The sequence below is a fragment of the Brachybacterium sp. HMSC06H03 genome, assembly GCF_001807385.1.
In the GTDB taxonomy this organism is placed as follows: domain Bacteria; phylum Actinomycetota; class Actinomycetes; order Actinomycetales; family Dermabacteraceae; genus Brachybacterium; species Brachybacterium conglomeratum.
The window spans coordinates 1-15,158 of sequence record NZ_KV788889.1; the positions used below are offsets into that span (position 1 = coordinate 1).

The following is a 15,158-nucleotide window of genomic DNA, read 5'->3' on the forward strand; positions in this document are numbered from 1 at the left end:
GAGCGGGGGTGGTGCGGTACGAGGAGAGGCGAGAGGAGCGGGAGGAGCGAGCGGTGGACACGACGGGCCTTTCGACGTCCGAGGGGTGACGACGACAGCGTGGCGGGCCGAGATGACGAGCCGGTGACCGCGAGATGAAAAGCAGCACCACGTTGTGTCGGCACGATGGTAACTATTTCCATCCTTCCTCGGAAGGGGCGCGCCCTCGTCGGTGCGCCCGTCCGGGAGGCGGACGCGCCGCAGCTCCACGACCTGGGAGGCAGCTCGACGAGACCGGGAGCGCCCAGCGGCCGGCGGCGGGTACAGTCGGTGATCGACACGGGGTGCCCCGCCAGGGGCTGAGAGCACACCCGGAGAACCTGATCGAGTTCATGCTCGCGGAGGGATGTCGTCGATGCGCTGTGCGCTGTCGCCCTGCAGGCCACGGTCCTGCGGGCCAGGGCCGTGCTGGTCGCGGACCGGCACGCCGCCGCCGTGCACGCCGCCATCCCCTCTCCCGGTCCCCGTGTCGCCTCCCGCGCAGCGCCGCGCCCCGATGCGGCCCTGCCCCGATCGCGACGCGTCCCTCCCGCTCGGCGGCGGGCGTGCTCGCATGCCCTGAAAGGACCGCACGACCATGACCCCCTCCACCCCGACCACCCCCACCTCCCGTACCGCTCCCGCGCTCTCCGAGCAGGTCGTCCTCGTCACCGGCGGCGCTCGCGGCCTCGGCCGGGCCCTCACCGAGGCGTTCCTCCGCGAGGGAGCCAGGGTCGTCATCGACCACCTCACCAGCGAGGCCGCCGCCCGGGAGATCGCCGACGCGCACCCCGGCCGGGCGATCGCCGTGCGCGCCGACGTGCGCGAGCGCGACCAGGTCGAGGCCCTGTTCGCCCGGGCCGAGGCCGAGTTCGGCGACCCCGTCGACACCGTCGTGAACAATGCCCTGGCCGGCTTCTCCTTCGACGGGGACGCCCGCGCGAAGGCGCACGAGATCGGCTACGAGGCCTTCGCGGGACAGTTCTCCGGCGCCGTGCAGGGCGCGCTGCACACCATCCAGTCCGCCCTGCCCGGCTTCGACCGCGCCGGCTCGGGACGCGTCGTCAACATCGGCACCAACCTCCTCCAGCATCCCGTCGTGCCCTACCACGACTACACCGCGGCGAAGGCGGCGCTGCTGGCCCTGACCCGCACCTTCGCCGCCGACCTCGGCCCCCGCGGCATCACGGTGAACATGGTCAGCGGCGGCCTGCTGCGCACCACCGACGCGAGCTCCGCGACCCCGGAGGCGGTGTTCGACGCGATCGCCGCGAGCACCCCGCTGCGCTCAGTGACCACGCCCGCCGAGCTCGCCGACGCCGTGCTCCTCCTCGCCTCGCCCTGGGCGCGGGCGATCACCGGGCAGAACCTCGTCGTCGACGGCGGGCTGGTGATGGACTGATGGCCGCCGGCGCCCATGCCTCCGTGACCGGCGCTGCCCGCCGCCCGGTGCGACTGAACCTGTTCGCCCATGCCTGCGGCCACCACTCCGCGGCCTGGCGTGCGCCCGGCTCCTCGGTGGAGCGCCTCGCGGACGTCACGTACTGGGAGGAGCTCGCCCGGATCGCGGAGCGGGGCCGGCTCGACGCGGTCTTCCTCGCCGACGGCCAGTCGATCGGCACGGCCGGCGTCGAGCGCGGCCCCGCCTGGATGCTCGAACCGCTCACCGCGCTCACCGCGATGGCCCGCGCCACGGAGCGGGTCGGGCTGGTCACGACGGTCTCGAGCACCTTCTGGGACCCGTTCCACGCCGCCCGGCTGCTGGCGAGCCTGGACCACATCTCGCGCGGCCGGGCCGGGGTCAACGTCGTCACCTCGATGACCGACGAGGAGGCTCGCAACCACTCCATGACCGCCCTGCCGGGCCATGCGCAGCGCTACGCCACGGCGGGGGAGTTCCTCGAGGTGCTCCAGGGGCTGTGGGAGTCATGGCCGATGGACAGCATCCTCGCCGAACCGGACGGCGTCTACGTCGACCCCGCTTCCCTGCGTCCGCCGCTGCATCGCGGGGAGGCCTTCGCCGTCGACGGGCCCTTGAACGTGCCGACCCCGCCGCAGGGCCGCCCGGTCCTCTTCCAGGCCGGTGCCTCGGAGCCCGGGCGCGCGCTCGCCGCCCGACACGCCGAGGGGATCTACGCCGTGGCCTGGGATCTCGCCTCCGCCCGCACCTATCGCAGCGACATCCGCTCCCGCGCTGCGGCGCTCGGACGCGACCCCGACGCCCTCGCCGTCATGCCGGGGCTGGTCCCCTACGTCGCCTCGACCGAGGAGGAGGCACGACGCCGCAAGGCCGAGCTCGACGCCCTGCTGCCCGTGCAGGATTCGCTGCGCCAGCTCTCCTTCTTCGTCGGCCAGGACACGTCGGACTGGGAGCTCGACGCCCCCGTCCCGCCGCTGCCGCCGCTGGAGGAGTTCACCGGGCCGAAGGGCCGCTACGCCACGGTGCTGCGCATCCTCGAGGCCGCCCGCCCGACCGTCCGCGGGCTGTTGGGGCTCCTCGCCGCAGGCGGTGGCCACGCGACCGTGATCGGCACCCCGGAGCAGGTGGCCGATGAGATCGAGCGCTGGGTCGATGGGGGAGCGGCCGACGGCTTCAACCTCATGCCCCCCACCCTGCCGGGCGGCATCGAGGAGTTCGTCGACCAGGTGGTGCCGGTGCTCCAGCGGCGTGGGCGCTTCCGCTGCGAGTACGAGGGGACGACTCTGCGCGACCATCTCGGCCTGCCGCGGCCGCCGCAGGGGATGCCGGTGCCGACGGGGAGCTGACCAACGCTGGAGAGCGGCCGGTCGGACGGGACCGCTGCGGGAGGGGCGTCGCCCCGAGCGCTCAGAGCGAGCGCTCGGGCTGCTTCGCTCGGACCCGTCCCAGGATCGCGTCGACGAAGAGCTCCGTCACCTCCGGAGCGAGGTGCAGGTTGTAGGTCGGCTCGAACAGCTCCGCCTCGATCAGCACCCGCCCGTGCTCGGCCGAGTCGACCAGGTCGATCCGCCCGTACAGCGGCGTGCCGAGGCCGGTCACCTCGGCGACCGCCGCGAGCACCCGCTCGGCGAAGGCCTGCTCGTCGGCGGAGGCGTCGACGAGCTGAGGGTTCTCCTGGTACTGGCCGCCGCGCAGCCCACCGCCGCGGGCGAGCAGCGCGCCCTTGGCGACCGCATGGGTGAAGCGGCCGTCGAGGGTGTAGACCGCCTTCTCCAGCCCGTCGGAGAGCTCGGGCACCTCGGGCTGCACCATGACGGTCCCGCCTGCGTCGAGGATCTGCCGTGCGAGGGCGAGCGCGGCGGGGTCCTCGCGCGTGAACAGGCCCGTGCGCTGCGATCCCGCGCCGACGGCGGGCTTCACGACCACGTGAGCGGCCTGCGTCGGCGCCGCGAGCGCGTCGCGGACCGAGTCGAGCGTGCGGTGGTAGCTCGTCGGGATCACGGGGATCCCCGCGGCCTCGAGCTCGAGGAGATAGTGCTTGTCCATGTTCCAGCGGATCAGCTCCGGCTCGTTGAGCACGTGGGCCTGCGTCCCCGCATGCTCGAGCCACGCCGCGAACTCTGCCGGGTGCTGGGCGTAGTCCCAGGGGCTGCGGAGCACGGCGAGGTCCCAGGAGGCCCAGTCGACCGAGGCGTCGTGCCAGTCCAGCGAGGCCGCCTCGACGCCGCGGTCGCGGAGGGCGGCGACCAGCGGGGCGCAGTCGCGGTCGGGATCGGCGGAGGTGAAGGCGCCGGGGGAGGTGGTCACGATGCCGATGCGCGTCATGGCATCGAGGGTAGGGCGCATGGTGAGCGGCTCAAGGCCGCGTCCGCCCCGGGATGGGCGGGACCGTGCGCCCTGGCCGAGGCGTGTGCCGACGGTCGACGCTGCATCTGTATACCGGGCATGCACCCTTGGTGCGCCGGTGGCTCGTCTGTGAATGTCGGACAATCGGCAATCGTTCATGACCTGCGGGAAAGGTCGGCCCTCCGGTGGCCGCCTGGCAATCCCCTGAGGGTTGTGCGAGTATCTATGCGACTCCACGCGTGATCGAGGGCGGGGGAGCGGCCCGGCAGGGCCCACCCGTCCCCGCCGTCAGGGCGCGCCAATGCGGCGCTGAGGCGAGGCCTCGCCCGGGCGAGATTCGACGCGATCCGCGACGGGGTCGATCGCCGGTCGGCCCCGCGAGGGGCCCCGTCTGGCCCGGTGCGCCCTGCGGCGCCGGGGACCGGCCGCACGTGACCGGTCCACCGCGACGAGAGGAAGTCCATGCCGCCCGCTCCCCCAGGCGAGATCGTCCAGCTCGGGATCATCGGGATCGCCCTGCTCCTGCTCCTGTTCTACGGGGGCACGATGTGGATGTCCGTGGCGATCTCCCGCAAGCAGGAGAACGCCGACGACTACATGACCGCCGGCAACCGCATCGGCTTCGGCGTCTCCGCCGCCTCCATGACCGCCACCTGGATCTGGGCGTCCTCGATGTACGCCTCGGTGACCGCCGGGTACACCTACGGCGTCTCCGGCCCCATCCACTACGGGCTCTGGGGCGCGCTGATGATCCTGTTCATCTACCCCTTCGGCAAGCGGATCAGGAAGGTCGCCCCGCGCGCCCACACCCTCGCCGAGGTGATGTACGCCCGCCACGGCCGCTCCTCGCAGGTGATGCTCGCCGGCTCCAACGTGCTCGGCTCCGTCATCTCGCTGACCTCGAACTTCATCGCCGGCGGCGCGATCATCGCGATGCTCTCCCCGCTCAGCTTCGGCGCGGGCATCCTCATCATCGCCGGCGGTGTGCTCCTGTACACCCTGTGGTCCGGCTTCCGCGCCTCCGTCCTGACCGACTTCGCGCAGGTCATGGCGATGCTCGGCGCGGCCGTCGTGATCATCCCGACGGTGTTCTTCCTCGCCGGCGGCCCCTCGATGTTCGCCGAGGGGGTCGCGGCCGGGAACGTCACCCCGCAGCAGGAGAGCTTCTTCTCCTCCGACGCCTTCATGAACCAGGGCGCCCCCTACATCGCCGCGGTGCTCGCCTACGCGATCGGCAACCAGACCATCGCCCAGCGCCTCTTCGCCGTGCGCGAGGACCTCATCAAGCCGACCTTCGTCACCGCCACCGTCGGCTACGGCGCGACCGTGATCGGCGTGGGCATGCTGGGCGTGATGGCGCTGTACCTGGGCGTGGAGCCCATGGGCGGCGACGTGAACAACCTGATGCCGCAGATGGTGGCCACCTACCTGCCCGTCGCCCTGGTCGCGCTCGCCTTCGTCATGATCATCGGCTCGCTGTCCTCCACCGCGGACTCCGACCTCGCGGCGCTGAGCTCGATCGTGATGACCGACTTCTACGGCCAGTCCGTCGGCCGGAAGAACGTCGACCCGAAGCTCATGCTGCTCATCGGCCGGATCACGATGATCGTCGCGACGGGCCTGGCACTCTACTTCGCCACCGCGCGCTTCAACATCCTGGACCTGCTGGTGTTCGTCGGCGCCCTCTGGGGCTGCCTCGTGTTCCCGGTCATCGCCTCCTTCTACTGGAAGAAGGTCACCAACCGCGCCTTCACCCTCTCCGTGATCGCCGCGCTGGTGGTGTTCCTTCCGGTGCGCTTCGAGCTGCTCCCGCTCGAGGGTGTCTGGGCGCTGGTGGTCGAGCTGCTGGCGATCATCGGCGTGGGCGTCGTGCTGGGGATCATGGCGTTCGGGTTCTTCGGACTGCGCGCCGCGATCGTGATCGGCGCGACGGCGACCATCGCGGTGCTGCCCTTCGGGTTCGGGTACCTGCGTGACTACGAGACCCTCTCGGGATCGCTCGTCGCCTACGCCGTCTCGTTCCTGGTGTGCTGGGCACTCAGCGTCCGCTCCTCGCAGGACTTCGACTTCTCGGTGATCCAGAAGGTCACCGGCGACTTCGACGAGGAGACGCCCGCCTCCGACCTCGAGGGCCTCGCCGACGACGACCGCCTCGCCGGGCGCGGCCCGGTCCGCTGACCGGTCGGCACCCTCACCGCCGGCGGCCCCGCGACGACGGGGCCGCCCCGACCACCGACCCTGCCGGCCGTGCGCCGGCCCCGCTCCCCGAAGGAGAGACCATGACCGCTCTGCTGACCGCCTACGTGCTCATGTGGCCTGTGCTCGTGCTCGGGATCCTCATCACGATCGTGCGCGGCTTCGCGAAGGACGCGCGCGAGGCCCGCAAGGAGGGCCACCCGATCATCTGAGCCCCGCTCGCCGGCCTGCGCGGCCGGTGCGCTGCGGGCACCTGCAGAAAGGGGCCTCCAGCGGCACGGTGCGACGACAGTCGTCGCGGCGTGCCGCTGGAGGCCCCTTCATGCCGACGGTCCGGCGATGCGAACGCCACCGGGCCAGGCGGGGTCAGTTCCCGACGCCGGTGCTGCGGTAGGCCTCCTTGAGGATCCGCAGCGAGTCCATCGCCTCGGCGGGCCCGATCCAGAACGGCGCCTCGGAGTCCAGCCCGGCGTAGAAGTCGCGGATCAGCTCCTCGTGGGAGACGCCCCAGTAGGAGCGGCCTCCCGCGGTCGCGACCCGGTCGGAGAAGCTGTCCACCCGGCCGTCCTTCCAACGCACGGTGAGCCCGCCGACGCTGCCGGAGCGGACCTCGAGATAGGCGCTCTCCGTCTCGACCTCGATCTCGACGGGCCGCGCGACCGGCGCGGTGAGCGTCGCGTAGAAGGTGGTCGTGATGCCGGAGGCGTGATGGAGCACGAGGTCGGCGGTGTCCTCGGTCTCGACGACGCCCGCGAACTTCTTCTGCGAGACCAGGCCCTCGGTCCGCTCGACCGGGCCCAGCAGCCACTGCACGAGGTCGAGGGTGTGGATCGCCTGGTTGATCAGCAGCCCGCCGCCCGCGGTCTCCCAGCGGCCCCGCCACGGCTTGGCAGCGTAGTACTCCGCCGTGCGCGACCAGACCACCGACGCATAGGCGCCGCGGACCGCGCCGAGGTCCCCGCTCGCCAGCAGGCGACGCAGCTCCTGGCTGCCGCGGTTGTAGCGGTTCTGGAAGCAGATCGCGACCTTCGGCGCGCCCGCACCGCCGTCGGCCCGCGGGGCGGAGACGGCGGCCAGCGCCTCGACCAGGCGCTCGCCCTCGGCGAGCGTGTGCGCGAGCGGCTTCTCCTGGAGCACATGCACGCCCCGCTCGAGCGCGGCCAGGGAGGGGCCGACGTGCTGGTCGTGCGGCGTGGTGACGTGCACGGCGTCGGGGCCGAGGGCGTCGATCAGCTCCTCGACGCACGCGAAGGTCGGCAGCCCCGTGTCGGCGGCGGCGCGCTCCCGAGCGGCGGGGTCGACGTCCGCGATGCCGACGAGCTCGAGCCCATCGATCGCCTCGATCGCCCCGATATGGACGACGGAGACGTCCCCGTAGCCGATCAGACCGATGCGACGCTGCGCCATGAGCCGTGCCTCCTCGCCGCTCCGCTGCGGCACCTGGGTGGACAGAGAGAATCCGGGCCATTCTCCCCGGTGCGGTGAAGGAGCGGTAGCCGTTGCCATGCGATGCCCGCCCTGCGCCGCCCCATCGCTCGCCGATGCACGCCGGGGTCGTGCTCGGGGTGTCCGGGGTCGTGCTGCTCCTGGCCGTGGTGCATGTGCTGCGGGCGTTCGGGATCGTCGGCGGGATCTGCTGAGCGGGGCGCGCCGACGCGGGAGGGCGCCGCGGGCTCGGCTCAGGGCACGATCCAGCCGGCTGCGCGGAACAGCTCGTACCACTCGGCGCGGGTCAGCGCCACCTCGGAACCGGCGGCGGAGTCCGCGACCCGCTGCGGGGTGGTGGTGCCGAGCACCACCTGCATCTGCGCCGGGTGGCGGGTGATCCAGGCGGTGGCGATGCCCTCGGGGGTCACGTCGTACTTCGCGGCCAGACGGTCGATCACGGCGCCCAGCTCCGCGTACTCGGGGTTCCCGAGGAAGACCCCGTCGAAGAAGCCCGCCTGGAACGGGGACCAGGCCTGGATCGTGATGTCGTGCAGGCGGCAGAAGTCGAGGATCCCGCCGCCGTCGCGCACCAGCGCCTGGTCGGTGCCCTGCATGTTCGAGGCCACCCCCTGCGCGACGATCGTCGAGTGCGTGATCGACAGCTGCAGCTGGTTCGCGACGATCGGCTGGTCCAGGTGCTTCTGCAGCAGCTCGATCTGGCGCGGGGTGTGGTTGGAGACGCCGAAGTGGCGGACCTTGCCGCTCGCGTGGAGCTCGTCGAAGGCGCGCGCGACCTCCTCCGGCTCGACGAGGGCGTCGGGGCGGTGCAGCAGCAGGATGTCGATGCGGTCCGTGCGCAGCGCCTTCAGCGACCCCTCGACCGACTTGACCAGGTGCTCGTAGCTGTAGTCGAAGTACGGGCCGTCGGGCACGATCCCGGCCTTGGTCTGGATGGTGACCTGGTCGCGCTCCGACGGGGTCAGCGCGAGCGCCTCGGCGAAGCGCTCCTCGCAGCGGTGCTTCTGCCCGCCGTAGATGTCGGCGTGGTCGAGGAAGTCGATGCCGGCGTCGCGGGCGGTGCGGACCAGGGTGCGGATCTCGTCGTCGGACTTCTCGGCGATCCGCATCAGGCCGAGCACGACGTTCGGGGCGGTGATGTCGGTGTGGGGGAGGGTGAACTGCTTCATGGCATGACCTCTTCGGCATCGGGGACGGAGCGCCGGCTCCCGGCGCAGGACGCCCGTGCGGCGCCGCCGAGCAGAAGCCTACGCGCCCCCGCCGCGCGGCCTCTGCCTCCCCGCCCTCTGCCTCCCCGCCCTCTGCCTCCGGTCCTGCCCGAATCCCGTCGTCACCCTGCCCCCGCCGCCCGCAAACTTCTGCGCTCTCTGCGTGACCTCAATGCCCTATGGCGGTTGAGGTCACGCAGAGAGCGCATTTGTGTGCGGCAGGACTCGCACGTCGGCTGCGGCGGGGCCTGCGCGGCAGCGCGAGGGCAGGGTCAGCGCACGGCGGGGGAGAGCTCCCGCTGCAGGAAGAGCGCCGCCGCGCCGAGCGCGCCGACCCCGTCGCCGAGCTGCGAGGACTCGATCGCCACCTGCTCGGCCGGGGCGTCCCGCCGCACCTGCTCCTCGATCCTCGCCAGCACGTGCGGGGCGAGCACGTCCCAGTGCGGTCCTTCGAGCACCCGTGGTGGACGCTACCGCCGATGCCTACCGCCGAGCCGATCGCAGCACCGGCGAGGACGTGCGGCACCGTCTCCTCCTGCGCCCTCTCCCCCTGCACCCTCTCCTCGGGCCGCTGCCCGGCGGACCGGTTCTCGGCCGTGAGCGCGGCGTCGGTGTCCTTGTCGACCAGCTCCGGTGGCCCGGTCGCGGCGCCGAACTCCTCCACCAGAGGCACACCCCGCCGTGGAGGCAGGACGCCGCGGGCGCGGGACGGTTTCCCGGGCGGAGCAGCCCGCCGGGCGGTGCCGGTCGGCTACAGTCGGAGACGCACGTCAGGCGCCGATCGGCCTGTCGCCCCGGCAGGTCAGGACGCCCGGCGCATGCATGCGACGACCCGCACTCGACGACGAGGAAGACCCCCGATGACCACGCCTGCCTCCACGCCCACCGCCCCCGATCGCAACCTCGCCCTCGAGCTCGTGCGCGTCACCGAGGCCGCCGCCATCGCCGGCGGCCGCTGGGTGGGCGCGGGCGACAAGAACCGGGCCGACGGCGCCGCCGTCGACGCCATGCGCTCCTTCATGGACACCGTGCGCATGAACGGCACGGTCGTGATCGGCGAGGGTGAGAAGGACGAGGCGCCGATGCTGTTCAACGGGGAGCAGGTCGGCGACGGCACCGGTCCGGACGTCGACGTCGCGGTCGACCCGATCGACGGCACCCGCCTCACCGCGATGGGGTACGACAACGCCCTCGCCGTCTTCGCCGTCGCCGAGAAGGGCAGCATGTACGACCCCTCGGCCGTGTTCTACATGGAGAAGATGGTGGTGGGCCCCGAGGCGGCGGAGTACGTGGACCTCCGCCTGCCGATCGAGCAGAACATCAAGCTCGTCGCCAAGGCGCTGGACAAGCCCGTCAACCAGGTCACCGTGTGCGTGCTCGAGCGGCCGCGCCATGAGCCGCTGGTGCAGGAGATCCGCGCCGCCGGGGCGCGCGTCAAGTTCATCATGGACGGCGACGTGGCCGGCGCCATCGCCGCCGCCCGCGGCGCCGGGGTGGACATGCTGCTGGGCACCGGCGGCACCCCCGAGGGCATCATCGCGGCCTGCGCGGTGAAGGCCACCGGCGGCATGATCCAGGGCCGCCTCGCCCCGACCGACGACGAGGAGCAGCAGAGGGCGATCGACGCCGGCCACGACCTGGACCGCGTGCTGACCACGGACGACCTGGTCACCTCCGACAACTGCTACTTCGCGGCGACCGGCATCACCGACGGCGACCTGCTGCGCGGCGTGCGCTACCGCCACGACCGCATCGTCACCGAGTCGATCGTCATGCGCTCCACCTCCGGGACGGTCCGCCTGGTCGAGGCCGAGCACCGCGCCGACAAGTGGGGCCGCTGGCTCTCCGAGTGAGCCGGACGGGCCGACGGGCGACGCGCCGGGGCGCGCGACCCGTCGGCACCTGTCCGTGCAGGTCACGCGCCTGCGCGGAGATTACCTGTGAGTCGCCCGACCAACTGGTGTCACAGTGACCAGAACCCCGCCTATCGTGGACGCATGTCCTCCTCGCCCCAGAGCAGCGTCCCCGAGATCCACGTCGCGGTCGACCTGATCGTCCTGACGCTCCGCGGCGGTGAGCTGAGCGTGCTGCTGATCCAGCGCGACGACGAGCCGCACAAGGGGTCGTGGGCCCTCCCGGGCGGTTTCATCGAATACGGCGAGGACCTCGACGGCGCCGCCTACCGGGTGCTCTCCGACGAGGCGTCGCTGGGCAGCGGCGCCGTGCACCTCGAGCAGGTGCGCACCTTCGGCGCCCCCGGCCGTGACCCGCGCGGGCACGTCGTCTCCGTCGCGTTCATGGCCCTCGGCGCGGACCTGCCCGACCCCCTGCGCGGCGAGGACGTGGCCGACGCGCGGTGGTGGTCGGTCGCCGACCTCGACGGCATCTCCCTCGCCTTCGACCACGCCACCGTGCTCGAGGCCTCGATCGAGCGGGCGCGCAGCAAGCTCGAGTACACGACCCTGGCGGTGACCTTCCTGCCCGAGGAGTTCACGATCTCGCAGCTGCGCGGGGTGTACGAGAGCGTCTGGGGCCGTTCGCTGGACGCCGGGAACTTCCACCGCAAGGCCACCCGCTCCGAAGGCTTCCTGATGGAGCTGGACCGCCACGCGGCGCCGACGGGCGGACGCCCGGCCCGGCTGTACCGCGCGGGCTCCGGCACCTCGCTCGTCCCCCCGCTGCTGCGCGCCGGGGACTGACCCGGACCGGCGCTGCGACCAGCGGCCTCCCGTGTCGTCGACGGGCCGAAGGTGGTGCGAGCCGGCCATGTATGCACCTCGCCTCACCATCGGCCCGTGCGCGACACCGCCGGCAGAGCGGCGTCCGGTCGACGGGACCTGAGTCCCCCGGGACGGGCCCTCGGCGGGCCTACTGTCTATTCATCGCCTCCCCTCGGCAACGAGGGTCGAGGCGGGAGGACCCCGGGTCGGCAGGGGAGAGCGGACTCGGCACGAGGGCGGTGAGCAGTGCTCACCGCCCTCGGTCCTGTCCGGGGATGTCCAGCACCTGCCCATCGGCCCGCCGCTTGATCGGCCCACGCGCTCGGTGGGCCCACAGCTGTGGCGTGGAGCACACACAAACAGTTAATGCTTGAAGTTTATCACGACCCGGCGCACGATGGTCCCGACGCTCCCGCCGCGCGAAAGGCAGCATCATGACCGCCTCATCCCTGACCTCCACCTCCGCCTCCGCCCAGACCGTCGGCGAGCAGCACCTCTCCGCCGACCTCGCCATGGACGCGGTGACCCTGCGGGTCGGCGACCTCGAGCTGATGAGCTCCTGCTACGAGAACGCCCTCGCACTGCAGCCGATCGAGGAGCGCGCCCGCGTGGGCGGCGAGGTCCACCGCGTGCTCGGCCGCGGTGACGCCCCCTTCTTCCGCCTCGTCGCGACCCCGGGGCTGCCCGGCGTCGACCCGAGCCAGGCCGGCCTGTTCCACACCGCGATCCTGTTCGAGGACCAGGCGTCCCTCGCCGGCACCGTGCTCCGCGCCGCGCAGGACCCCCGCTCCCGCTTCGCCGGCACCGGCGACCACCTCGTCTCCGAGGCCTTCTACTTCACCGACCCCGAGGGCAACGGCATCGAGCTGTACTGGGACCGCCCCCGCGACCAGTGGCAGTGGACGAACGGCCAGGTCGCGATGGACACCCTGTTCATCGACCCGAACAAGTACCTCGCCGAGCACCTGACCGACGAGGCCAGCGCCACCCCGGGCATGCGCCCCGGCATCGTCGGCCACGTCCACCTGCAGGTCGGCGATGTCGAGATCGCCCGCCGCTTCTACGTCGACACGCTCGGCTTCGAGACCACGGCCGGCTCCCACCCGGGCGCGCTCTTCGCCGCCGCAGGCGGATATCACCACCACGTCGCGATGAACACCTGGAACAGCCGCGGCGCCGGCCCCCGTGCGACCTCTCTGGGCCTCGCCGACGTGGCGATCACCCTCCCCGGCCGGGAGGACCTCGACGCGCTGACCGCCCGCCTCAGCCGCGCGGGCCTCTCCTTCGCCGACACCGGCCGCTCCGTCCGGGTCGAGGACCCGTGGGGCACCCCCGTCACCCTGAGCCTGCCGGGCACCGGCACCGAGGAGCTGCTCGCCCGCTGAGCACCCGCGGATGCGGAGCCGCCGCACGCAGAACGGGACCGACCTCTCCGGAGGTCGGTCCCGTTCTGTCCGGAGGTCGTTCGGGGGTCGCGTCAGTCGCAGTTGCCGTCGGCGTCGCAGGCCTGTCCGCCCGCCAAGGATCCGCCCAGCAGCGAGGAGAGGGAGGTCAGCGGCTGCGGTGCGGCCTCGGCCGGCTCGGTCCCCTCGGATCGGACGGTGCCGGCCTGTGCGGCGTCGCGCTGTGCGGGGTGGGCGCTGCTCGCGGGGCGGCGGGCTGCCTCGGCGGTGGTGGCGTCGTCGTGCGTGCGGTCGATGTCGCTCATGCCTGCTCCGCCTCGCCGCGCTCGGCCCGCGCCTCGTCGGCGATCTGCCGCAGCGCCTGGCGGAAGGCGTCCTTCGGCAGCGCTCCGGGCGCCGTGTACTTGTCGTTGAACAGGAAGAACGGCACGCCGCGGGCGCCCATGGAGGTCGCCTCGCGCACCTCCGCCTCGACCGCCGCGTCGTGGGCGCCGCCCTCGAGCGCCTCGCGTGCGACCTGCTCCTCGAGACCGGCGGCGACCGCGCGGGAGAGGACCACGTCGGCCTCGAAGGGGTTCAGCGCCCCGGTGAAGTAGCCGCGCTGCAGTTCGAGGAAGAATGCGGTCGCGGCGTCGGCCCCGTGCGCCGCGCCGATCGCCTGCATCACGCGGTGTACGCCGCGGGTGTTCGCCATCGGCCGCTCGGTGGAGTACTCGCGACCGATCTCCTCGGCCATGGCCTTGATCTGCGCCTCCATCTCGCGCACCTGCTCGGCCGGCATGCCCTTGGCGCGCACCAGGTGCTCGATGTTGTCCTGCGAGCCGCCGACGGGAGAGGTGGGGTCGAGCTCGAAGGAGTGGGCGCGCACGTGCACCTGCTCGGTCAGGCCCTCGGCCTCGATCGCGTCCTGGAGGCGGGACTCGCCGATGTAGCACCACGGGCAGACCACGTCGGTCCACACGTCGACCGTGATCAGCGGGGCGGCGTCGGTCGGGGCGTCCTGGGACGTGGTCATCGGATCCTCCGGGTGGGGCGGGTGCGGCCGGGGCGCGAGGGGCGCCGGCCGACGGGGTGGTGAAGATGGTTCCTTGAAAACTGTACTGGTGGGCTCCGGGGGCGGCCAGGGGAGCGCGACGAGTTTCGCTCGCGGCACAGGCACAGGCGCAGGCGCAGGCACAGGCACAGGCACAGGCACAGGCGCAGGCGCAGGTGCAGGCGCAGGTGCGGGAGCACGGGGGAGGCGCGTGCGCGGAGCAGAGGCGGGCGGAGGTGCAGGCGCGGGAGCGGGTCCAGCGCCGGCAGCCGGCATCGCGATGTCGTGATGCCACACTGGAGGACGCTCCGCCGCCACGCGGAGCGACGGAGACGAGCAGGAGACGAGCCGATGACCGCGCACGCCACCCCCGAGCAGCCAGGCCCCGAGCCGGCCGACGCGCCGGATCCGCTCGACCCCGCGGTCGGGACGGTCTCGGAGAGGCCCTCGCCGCCCGTATGGTCCGCGTCCGAGGCGCGCGACGTCTGGTCCGAGCAGGGAGCCGACGGCACCGCGGGCGCGCAGGACTGGCTGCAGGGTCCCGTGGAGCCGCGCCCGGAACCGCCCACCGACGAGCTGCCCGTCGCCGAGCCCTCGCCGGGCGAGCCCTCATCGGCCGAGCCTTCCACGGCCGAGCCCTCCGCGGCGGAGCCCGCTCCCGCCGATCCCTCCGTCGCCGATCTCTCCGTCGCCGAGCCCGCCCCTGAGAGCTCCGCCCCGGCCCCACCCCTCGCTGCGGCGCCCGACGCGGCGACGGGCCAGACCGACACCCCGACCGCCCCCGACGTCGAACCCGACCGCGACCCCGAGTCCGGCGAGCACTGGCACGTGGTCGACCAGCCGCTCGGCTCCGACACGCAGAACGCAGACCCACAGGTCGCAGCACCGCAGTCCGGCGCCGCGCAGGCCGGCACCGTCCCGTACGGCATGCCGCCCGTCGCCGGCGCCCCGTCGACGCGGCCTGTCGAGGACCACGCGCTGCCCGCCGACGCCCGCCGCGACACCGCAGGAGCGGACCCGTGGGGCGCCAGGACCTCGGAGAACGGCGGCGCCGTCGCGCAGCGGATGCCGCATCGTCCCCCGCACCGCCCCTCGCAGCCCGGGGCGACCGCAGCCCACCACGACGAGGCACCCGCTGCCTCTTCCCGCCCGGCCGACATCGTCCCCGCGCCGCCCGCCCGCCCCGGCGGCACCCTCTCCGCGACCTTCGAGCTGCTCGCCCCTCACCTGCGCGCCCAGCGACCCGCCCTGGCCACGGGCGGGATCACCCTGGTCCTCGGCACGATCGCGCTGGCCCTCGCGCCCCTCGCCCTGCGTGCCGGCCTCGATGCGGCCAGCGGCGCCGGCGCCGGCCCGTCGGCCGCCCTC

13 protein-coding genes, 1 pseudogene and 1 riboswitch are annotated in these 15,158 nt (G+C 73.0%); of the genes and pseudogenes, 8 read left to right on the top strand and 6 right to left on the bottom strand.

Translation table 11 applies throughout. The features are described 5' to 3' along the window. Positions 1-309: 309 nt before the first annotated feature. A riboswitch (TPP riboswitch) is annotated at positions 310-403 on the top strand. Positions 404-616: 213 nt separating this feature from the next. Next, entirely contained in the window at positions 617-1,420 is an 804-nt protein-coding gene (locus tag HMPREF3159_RS12060; RefSeq protein WP_070501229.1) for a 3-oxoacyl-ACP reductase, read from the top strand. Continuing rightward, positions 1,420-2,784, top strand: a complete 1,365-nt coding sequence (locus HMPREF3159_RS12065) for an LLM class flavin-dependent oxidoreductase (protein WP_070501230.1) — start codon at positions 1,420-1,422, stop codon at positions 2,782-2,784. Before HMPREF3159_RS12060 ends, HMPREF3159_RS12065 begins: the two co-directional genes overlap by 1 nt. 61 nt (positions 2,785-2,845) lie before the next feature. On the opposite strand, the gene HMPREF3159_RS12070 is transcribed toward HMPREF3159_RS12065, so the two are convergent. Continuing rightward, positions 2,846-3,763, bottom strand: a complete 918-nt coding sequence (locus HMPREF3159_RS12070) for an ATP-grasp domain-containing protein (RefSeq protein ID WP_070501231.1) — start codon at positions 3,761-3,763, stop codon at positions 2,846-2,848. A gap of 483 nt (positions 3,764-4,246) precedes the next feature. Between HMPREF3159_RS12070 and HMPREF3159_RS12075 the strand changes: the two genes are divergently transcribed. Both HMPREF3159_RS12075 and HMPREF3159_RS17690 read left to right on the top strand, forming a co-directional pair. Next, positions 4,247-5,962: a sodium:solute symporter family protein gene (locus HMPREF3159_RS12075; protein WP_070501232.1), complete on the top strand. Its 1,716-nt coding sequence runs from the start codon at positions 4,247-4,249 to the stop codon at positions 5,960-5,962. Between the two features lie 101 nt (positions 5,963-6,063). After that, the gene (locus HMPREF3159_RS17690) at positions 6,064-6,192 is read left to right on the top strand and encodes a putative transporter small subunit (protein WP_126988771.1); all 129 of its coding nucleotides are present in this window, start codon (positions 6,064-6,066) and stop codon (positions 6,190-6,192) included. A gap of 154 nt (positions 6,193-6,346) precedes the next feature. Here the strand turns inward: HMPREF3159_RS17690 and HMPREF3159_RS12080 are convergent, their stop codons facing one another. The 3 genes from HMPREF3159_RS12080 to HMPREF3159_RS17180 form a co-directional block, all read right to left on the bottom strand. Beyond that, entirely contained in the window at positions 6,347-7,387 is a 1,041-nt protein-coding gene (locus HMPREF3159_RS12080; RefSeq protein ID WP_070501233.1) for a Gfo/Idh/MocA family protein, read from the bottom strand. Between the two features lie 272 nt (positions 7,388-7,659). Next, positions 7,660-8,595 carry an aldo/keto reductase gene (locus HMPREF3159_RS12085; RefSeq protein WP_070501234.1) on the bottom strand — a complete coding sequence of 312 codons (936 nt, stop codon included), beginning with the start codon at positions 8,593-8,595 and terminating at the stop codon, positions 7,660-7,662. Between the two features lie 311 nt (positions 8,596-8,906). After that, positions 8,907-9,092: a hypothetical protein gene (locus HMPREF3159_RS17180; protein WP_141748207.1), complete on the bottom strand. Its 186-nt coding sequence runs from the start codon at positions 9,090-9,092 to the stop codon at positions 8,907-8,909. 402 nt (positions 9,093-9,494) lie between these two features. Here HMPREF3159_RS17180 and glpX point away from each other — a divergent pair, with 402 nt between their 5' ends. From glpX to HMPREF3159_RS12100, 3 genes are all read left to right on the top strand, one after another. After that, a complete protein-coding gene (gene glpX / locus HMPREF3159_RS12090) occupies positions 9,495-10,487 on the top strand; it encodes a class II fructose-bisphosphatase (RefSeq protein WP_070501235.1) in 993 nt (330 codons plus the stop codon). Between the two features lie 144 nt (positions 10,488-10,631). Beyond that, entirely contained in the window at positions 10,632-11,333 is a 702-nt protein-coding gene (locus HMPREF3159_RS12095; RefSeq protein WP_070501236.1) for an NUDIX hydrolase, read from the top strand. A 455-nt stretch (positions 11,334-11,788) separates the two neighbouring features. Beyond that, positions 11,789-12,739: a VOC family protein gene (locus HMPREF3159_RS12100; RefSeq protein ID WP_070501237.1), complete on the top strand. Its 951-nt coding sequence runs from the start codon at positions 11,789-11,791 to the stop codon at positions 12,737-12,739. A 92-nt stretch (positions 12,740-12,831) separates the two neighbouring features. On the opposite strand, the gene HMPREF3159_RS12105 is transcribed toward HMPREF3159_RS12100, so the two are convergent. After that, on the bottom strand, positions 12,832-13,062 hold the full coding sequence (locus HMPREF3159_RS12105) for a hypothetical protein (protein WP_070501238.1): 231 nt from the start codon (positions 13,060-13,062) through the stop codon (positions 12,832-12,834). Next, entirely contained in the window at positions 13,059-13,772 is a 714-nt protein-coding gene (locus HMPREF3159_RS12110) for a DsbA family oxidoreductase (protein WP_070501239.1), read from the bottom strand. Before HMPREF3159_RS12110 ends, HMPREF3159_RS12105 begins: the two co-directional genes overlap by 4 nt. A gap of 369 nt (positions 13,773-14,141) precedes the next feature. Between HMPREF3159_RS12110 and HMPREF3159_RS18130 the strand changes: the two are divergent. Beyond that, positions 14,142-15,158 (top strand): annotated as a pseudogene (locus HMPREF3159_RS18130) (hypothetical protein); the annotation flags it as partial.